8 protein-coding genes are annotated in these 6,157 nt (G+C 57.1%); 6 read left to right on the top strand and 2 right to left on the bottom strand.

Annotated features, from left to right (window positions below; genetic code table 11):
• The 4 genes from H5P30_RS02205 to H5P30_RS02190 form a co-directional block, all read left to right on the top strand.
• Positions 1-1,258 (top strand): tyrosine-type recombinase/integrase (locus H5P30_RS02205; protein WP_185691331.1); only part of this gene is annotated, 1,258 nt, incomplete at its 5' end.
• 3 nt (positions 1,259-1,261) lie between these two features.
• Positions 1,262-1,564 (top strand): hypothetical protein, encoded by a 303-nt coding sequence (locus H5P30_RS02200; protein WP_185691330.1) that lies wholly within the window; start codon positions 1,262-1,264, stop codon positions 1,562-1,564.
• A 47-nt stretch (positions 1,565-1,611) separates the two neighbouring features.
• Positions 1,612-2,550 carry an RHS repeat-associated core domain-containing protein gene (locus H5P30_RS02195; RefSeq protein ID WP_185691329.1) on the top strand — a complete coding sequence of 313 codons (939 nt, stop codon included), beginning with the start codon at positions 1,612-1,614 and terminating at the stop codon, positions 2,548-2,550.
• 83 nt (positions 2,551-2,633) lie between these two features.
• Entirely contained in the window at positions 2,634-3,026 is a 393-nt protein-coding gene (locus H5P30_RS02190) for a hypothetical protein (RefSeq protein WP_185691328.1), read from the top strand.
• Between the two features lie 884 nt (positions 3,027-3,910).
• On the opposite strand, the gene H5P30_RS02185 is transcribed toward H5P30_RS02190, so the two are convergent.
• Entirely contained in the window at positions 3,911-4,663 is a 753-nt protein-coding gene (locus H5P30_RS02185; protein WP_185691323.1) for a hypothetical protein, read from the bottom strand.
• A gap of 6 nt (positions 4,664-4,669) precedes the next feature.
• Positions 4,670-5,068 carry a helix-turn-helix domain-containing protein gene (locus H5P30_RS02180; protein WP_185691324.1) on the bottom strand — a complete coding sequence of 133 codons (399 nt, stop codon included), beginning with the start codon at positions 5,066-5,068 and terminating at the stop codon, positions 4,670-4,672.
• Positions 5,069-5,238: 170 nt separating this feature from the next.
• Here H5P30_RS02180 and H5P30_RS02175 point away from each other — a divergent pair, with 170 nt between their 5' ends.
• Together H5P30_RS02175 and H5P30_RS02170 are read left to right on the top strand one after the other, a co-directional pair.
• Positions 5,239-5,526: a hypothetical protein gene (locus H5P30_RS02175; RefSeq protein ID WP_185691325.1), complete on the top strand. Its 288-nt coding sequence runs from the start codon at positions 5,239-5,241 to the stop codon at positions 5,524-5,526.
• A partial coding sequence (locus H5P30_RS02170) for a CHC2 zinc finger domain-containing protein (RefSeq protein ID WP_246459221.1) occupies positions 5,519-6,157 on the top strand: 639 nt, incomplete at its 3' end. The genes H5P30_RS02175 and H5P30_RS02170, both read left to right, overlap by 8 nt.

The following is a 6,157-nucleotide window of genomic DNA, read 5'->3' as shown; positions in this document are numbered from 1 at the left end:
AAAAGGCATAGCGAGCGTGGCCGGGATGCGTGGCCGCCGCAAAGGGGGCCTGTCGGCCCCGCTTCGCCCGGAGGGCGACGACGATCCTTTTTCGTTGTGGTCGCACTCGGAGGCGTGGCTGGAGCGGATGGCCGAGCGCAATTACTCGGAGACGAGCCTGAGCGCGGCCCGTTGGGCTTTGAAGATGTTCCTGGACTGGGCGAAGGAGCGGGAACTGTCCTCTCCCGATCAGATCACCAAGCCGATCCTCGAGAGCTACCAGGGCTGGCTCTACCGCTACGAGAAGAAGGATGGCGAGCGGCTGAGCGTGCGCACCCAGCGGGCAAGGCTGGGCACCTTGCAGCGGTTCTTCTCCTGGCTGTGCAAAAGCGGTTTCCTGATGGCCAACCCGGCGGCCGACCTGGAACTCCCCCGCAAGCCCTATCACGCCTTGCCGAAGGCCCTCAACGCCGAAGAGCTGCGCCGCCTGATGGGGCAGCCCGACGTTACCGATCCGCTGGGACTGCGGGACCGGGCCATCCTCGAAACGCTCTACGCCACCGGAATGCGCCGGGGCGAACTCGTCTCCCTGGACCTCGAGGACATCGACCTGAAAGCCTCCAGCGTCCACATCAGGAAGGGCAAGGGCGGCAAAGGCCGCCTCTTGCCGTTGGGAGATGCGACGGTCCGTTGGCTCGAAGCGTATCTGGAGCGGAGCCGTCCGGCTCTCTCGATGGGGGAGGGCGAACGGGCCTTTTTCCTCAGCGGCTACGGGGAACGCTTCAACCCGAACTATCTCGGCAACTGGGTGAGCAAGACGATCAAGGCCGCCGGAATCGAAAAGAAGGGCTCCTGTCACCTGCTCCGCCACAGCTGCGCCACCCACATGATGGAAAACGGGGCCGACATCCGCCTGATCCAGCGGATGCTCGGCCATGGCCCGACTCGATACCACGCAGATTTACACCGAAGTGAGCCTCGTTCACCTGCGGGAGGTTTACGAGAAAAGCCATCCGGCCGCACAAGTAAAGCGGACTTGAAGAAACCCGGAAATACCGCAATGTTTGAGAGTATGAATGCCGCGCAAGTCATCGAGGAAATCGACGCCATGCCCGCCGAAGAGCGTGACAAGGTGGTAATCCACCTCGGCCGGATGCAGGAGCGGCTCTTCCACGAAAAACAAGTGGAGGTCGCCGAACGCAGACTGGAAGACCTTGAAAACGGGTTGACCGAAACGGTATCGCACGAAGAGGCCATGCGGATGGTCCGCGAAGGCTGAGGGATGCAGATCCGCCATTTGAAAGAAGCCGTCGCCGACGCGCGCCGGGAATACCTGTTTTGGCAAAAACAACGAGCCGGACTGGAAAAAGAGTTTGCGGAAGAGTTCGAGGCCGCGATCCGCGCGATCAGCCTTTCGCCCGATGGATATGTCCGGGTCTCGAAAAAACGGGAGCTTCGCCGCTTCTACGAAAAACGGTTCCACACGCAAATTATCTACGAACACCTGCCGGAAGAAAACCTCCTGCAAATCGTTCGCGTCTACAACGCCCGCATGAATCCCTTCCGGTTCGTTCCGGAAGAATGATTTTGCTTCCTTCGACCGCCTTCGGAGCGTAGTCTTTGAAGTCGAAAATGGTAGCCCTGAACCCAGCCTACGCCCCGGAGAAAACCGACGAACGGGCCAAAAACCGCGTCGGGGGATTTTTTTTCTTAGCTGCCAGTCGCACCGGGTCCGACCGCCCCGCAAGCCCAGATTGCATCGGGGAAAAACGGGGACACGGCTACGACACCGCGTCGGGTGTTACTGTATACGGCTTCAGATACTATGACCCCGAAACCGGGAAATGGGCGTCTAGGGATCCCATCGGGGAACGGGGTGGATTGAACCTGTATGGGTTTGTTGGGAATGATGGGGTGAGCCGATGGGATGTGTTGGGGCTATATCCGGTGTTTTCGCCTTGGGTAACACCAGTAGGAGTGAAGCTAAGAGATTGGAACGTAGCGTTTGCGCTCTATTATCACTGGGAATCATGGAACGGGAATGCTCCTTTTACCAGGAATGACGGTGTGTGGGGCGAATACATGAAAGAATACCCGGACGTGCGAGCGGCTGCACAGGATTTGTTAAGTAAAGAGGCATCGAATGCATGGCGAGGCAGCAAGGATTCGGGTCCATACAATGCCAGAAAAGTTATTGAAATTAGGCGGAACAAATTGTTAGCGGCCACGCTAAACCAGGTGCGGTTTGTGGTGAACGGTAAGTTCGAAGTGGATAGAGTGGAATGTCGCGTAAAATTAATTGGGAATAGCGCAGCGATTTTGGATAAATTCGATCCTCACGAAGCAGACCATCCGAATAGTGATTTAGCCGATTGGTTCGGTAGAACGCTAAGAAGACTGGGAAAATCGGCTCCTCTTCCTAGCACTTCGAAACCAAACCAAGATTTTCACATCACGATAAAATGGTCTGTGGAAGACATGGAGTATTCCATTGATCCTGACGCGGATGGAGGAGACGGGGTAGCGACTGGTGTAGGAGCGATCAATGTTTGGCCTTGGGAAAAAATATGAGGTCGCTTCTAGCTATTTCGCTCGTTTTTTTATTGGGAGGATGTATCGGCTCGGGGGATTCCTTATCAGGGGGGAGTCAGATAATGGACATCCTTGAGGCGAAGGTGGGAGATATTTTTCCTCAGGGCATGTCTGGCCAAAGTATCAAAAACTCGCAGATGTTTTTCTCCGAAAGGTCTAATTCCATAAGCATTTTTCTACGCATTGTGGCAAGTCCTGAGGAGATCCAAGAAATGGAGGATACAATTGGACCAATCTCTTTTTCAGCCGGGAGGAAGATATGGGGGGATGAGCCCATATTTTATGGTGTTTCCAAATGGTGGAAGGCCCATCGGTCACCACCAGACAAGAGTTTTAATTTTGTTGATGAAAAAGTATCCAACGTATCGCTACTGGTATCGGTGAAGGCGTTAGACGACACTAGCAACGAAGTTTATATTTATGCAACTTGGTTCGCCGAGGACCCGAAGATTTGAACTTACACAGGCCAAGGAAACGACACCAAAAAGACGTCGGGTCTAGAATCATGACAACTCCCCGGAAACCCCGGCTGGAATCCGGTCAACTCTTCGGCGCGTCTCGGACGCCCTTATGCCGCCCCGGCACCCCCGCCCCGCCCGCGCCGCGATGATTGGAGATGCGGGCCTACGCTTTCGCACAAGGGCGTTATGTCCAATCCCGCCTGTTTTCCCTCCTGCCGGTCGCTGGAGCTCCTTCGGATGGGGCGGGTTTTGACATAACGCGTTCTTGTGCGAGTCTTCCGTCTTCGCCCCTTTTGGACTACGCCGAGACAGGTCGGCCAGGATAGGCGGCGCGGTCGGGGTGGGGGAGCCGGGGCGGGTGCGGGCTCACGTTGTATTGGTTCGGAAACTCCCCGGTGTCGCGGGAATGTTCCCTCCGAGTCCTTCGGCCTCTGCGCGCTCCTTCGTCGCTTTGCCAAAAGCTTCCCTCCGCATCGGATTCCGATGCTCCAAAGTTTGGAACGGCCCCGCGCCCGGCGGCAACGGCAATCCGGGAGGCTTGCCTCCGTATTGAAATATCTCCGACAAGAGGAATCTTTCCTTAGTCGCTCCCCGCCACGCGCCCCCAAAATCGCACGCTTCGCTTTGCTCTGGGAGCTTCCCCCCGCCACCCGTGGCGCGGTTGCCCCGCGCGTTGCTCGCTTTGCTTCGCCGCGCGGGGAAATGCCACTCCGACGCAGGACGCGACGCCCACGGCCCGGCAAGCGGGCCATCTACGACGCTTGAGGATTACCCGGCGAAGCCGGAAGGATGGGGAAGGAGCCATGCCCCGCGCTTCGCGCCTGGCACCCAATCTTGGGCCGCCTCCCCGGCCCGCTGGAAAGCGGCTAAAGAGAAAATCATCTTTCGGAACGGCTCCTGGCGGCCAAGTTGGCGCGGATGTTCCAAATGCGTTCGATCTCGTCAAATGCGTCGTCGAAAGCACGACGCAAAAGGCTTTGGTCGGGAAACCGTAGCAAGGAGTTTGCCGAAGCGATCTCCAGCGAGTCGTTGTAGAACCGTTTTGGGTAGCGGGCATAAGCCCAGTTGGAGCCCTTGCGTGCGGCTTCGTATAATGGAAAGTAGTGCTCGCGAACAACGGCATCGAGAATCGTGAGAAACTCGCCAATCGGAACGCTTTCGCCGAACGGTCCGATTTGCCGAACCCTTGCGGTTAGCCCGATTAGATCGTGTCCGATGTCCTTTAGTTTCTCTCGGTAGTCTTTCCGCTTCTCGGAAGTCATCCAATCGTGATCCCGGAGGTTCCGGCACTCTTCGAACTGGCAAAGCCACATGCCCTTGAGAAATATCTCCGCGCCCATCTGGAAAACCGGATAGGGAAGATAGGTGTTCAAGGGTGGTCTGGAAAGGCCGCTGGACAACTGAACCGAAATCGTGCCTTTGGCACTTTGGATCAGATCCCGGCCATCTTCGAGCCATCGAAGAGGCTGAAGATCGGTATCGACCTTGAAACCGGGTTGGAGGCTGGGGTTCCCATCACGACGTTCAAGCCATGCTTTGCGCATGGCTTGGTAAGCTTCTTCTTTTTTCCGGTCACCGTCCTCGCGCATGCATTCGGCGATGAGCCGAATCGTGTCATCGTCCGGCTCCATTGGTGCTCAGGAGGCCTTGTCGAGGTAGCTTTCGAGCATCTCGAGAACGACGCCCTGCTTAGCCTTCGGAAGTCCGACCAGCCGCTGTGTGAGTTTTTTCACTCTTGGCGGTGGGCCGCTTTTGATCTTCTCGGGTTTGAGATCGAAGAGTTCGTCGAGGGAAACATCGAGAACCTTTGAAACCTTGAGCACGAAATCACTGGTTGGGTTCGGGCAACTGCGTTCGTAGTGGTGCACGAGGCTCCTGGAAATCTCCAGCGCATCGGCGAGTTCCTGCTGGGTCATGCCGCGTTGCTTGCGAAAATGGGAGAGTCGTTGACCGAAGAAAGGGGCTTCCTTGGTGGTGGTTCGTCCGCTTGCCATGGGCCGATTATACGGACGATTCGTCAAAATGGTCTTTTTCACGGAAATCGCTTGCATGTCTATGCCAATGTGAACTATCAAAAAATTATGCAAGTTAAGAATGCTTAAATTTTTGATAGTTTTGCCTTGACTGCCAAATACGAAAAAAGGCCAGCAGCTGAGTCGGGAAAACATAAGCCGCTGACCTTCAATCAGTAAATGAATACAAAGACATGAAAGAAGAAAACGGCCCGGAAGGGCAAGCTGAAACGACCGGACGGAAGCCCTCTCCGGTGAAACTGGTGGTAGAAATCCACCCCCTGAATCTGGAGCCTGCCCGGGCGTTGGCGCGGGAGCGTTGCTTGCAAAAGCTCGAAGAGACGCTCGGAGAGTTGGCCCACGATCTGGCCGAGGCTTGGAATCGTCCGGGCAGTTGGGAGGCGAGTCGGGTGACGGACTGGCTGGAGAGCCATTATCCACCGGTGGAAACCTTGAAAGAGTGGAGGCGGGAAGATGGGTAGGATCCCCGAGACCGAACTGGACTCCCTGAAATCCTCCGTGGACCTCGCGGCCTTGGTCCGGTCCAAGGGAATCGAGCTGAAGAAGCATGGCTCGAAGGACCTTGCGGGCCTCTCGCCGTTCACGGAGGAGAAGACGCCGAGCTTCATCGTGACCCCGGGCAAGAACCTGTGGCACTGCATGAGCAGCGGGCAGGGCGGGAGCGTGATCGACTTCGTCATGAAATACGACGGGGTCTCCTTCCGGGAGGCGGTGGAGCTTTTGCGGACGAAGAACCCCTCGCTCTACCGGAGCGCGGGTCCGGTGAGGAAGTCCACCGTTCCGAAGCTTCCGCCTCCGATCGAGTTCGACGCGGACGACCAGACGCTCTTCGGGCAGGTGCTCGCTTACTACGCGGGGCGGCTAAAGGAGAATAAGGCTGCGGTGGACTACTTGAAGAAGCGCGGCCTCTGGGAGGAAGAAGCCCTGGCAACCTTCCGGATCGGCTACGCCGACCGGACGCTCGGGCTGACCTTGCCGCACAAGAACCGCAAGGACGGAGCGGAAATCCGCACCCGCTTGCAGCGGCTGGGGATTTACCGCGAGAGCGGTCACGAGCATTTTAACGGATCGCTGGTCTTCCCCGTGATCGAC

Source organism: Puniceicoccus vermicola (assembly GCF_014230055.1).
GTDB classification, from domain to species: Bacteria; Verrucomicrobiota; Verrucomicrobiia; order Opitutales; family Puniceicoccaceae; genus Puniceicoccus; species Puniceicoccus vermicola.
Note: the sequence above shows the minus strand (reverse complement) of the source record. Positions and strands in the feature narration are given on the sequence as shown.

Bases quoted from the DNA above. Each gene is read 5' to 3' on its own strand.
- H5P30_RS02190 (WP_185691328.1), top strand. From the start codon at position 2,634: ATGGACATCCTTGAGGCGAAGGTGGGAGATATTTTTCCTCAGGGCATG.
- H5P30_RS02195 (WP_185691329.1), top strand. From the start codon at position 1,612: ATGGTAGCCCTGAACCCAGCCTACGCCCCGGAGAAAACCGACGAACGG.
- H5P30_RS02185 (WP_185691323.1), bottom strand. From the start codon at position 4,663: ATGGAGCCGGACGATGACACGATTCGGCTCATCGCCGAATGCATGCGC.
- H5P30_RS02175 (WP_185691325.1), top strand. From the start codon at position 5,239: ATGAAAGAAGAAAACGGCCCGGAAGGGCAAGCTGAAACGACCGGACGG.
- H5P30_RS02200 (WP_185691330.1), top strand. From the start codon at position 1,262: ATGCAGATCCGCCATTTGAAAGAAGCCGTCGCCGACGCGCGCCGGGAA.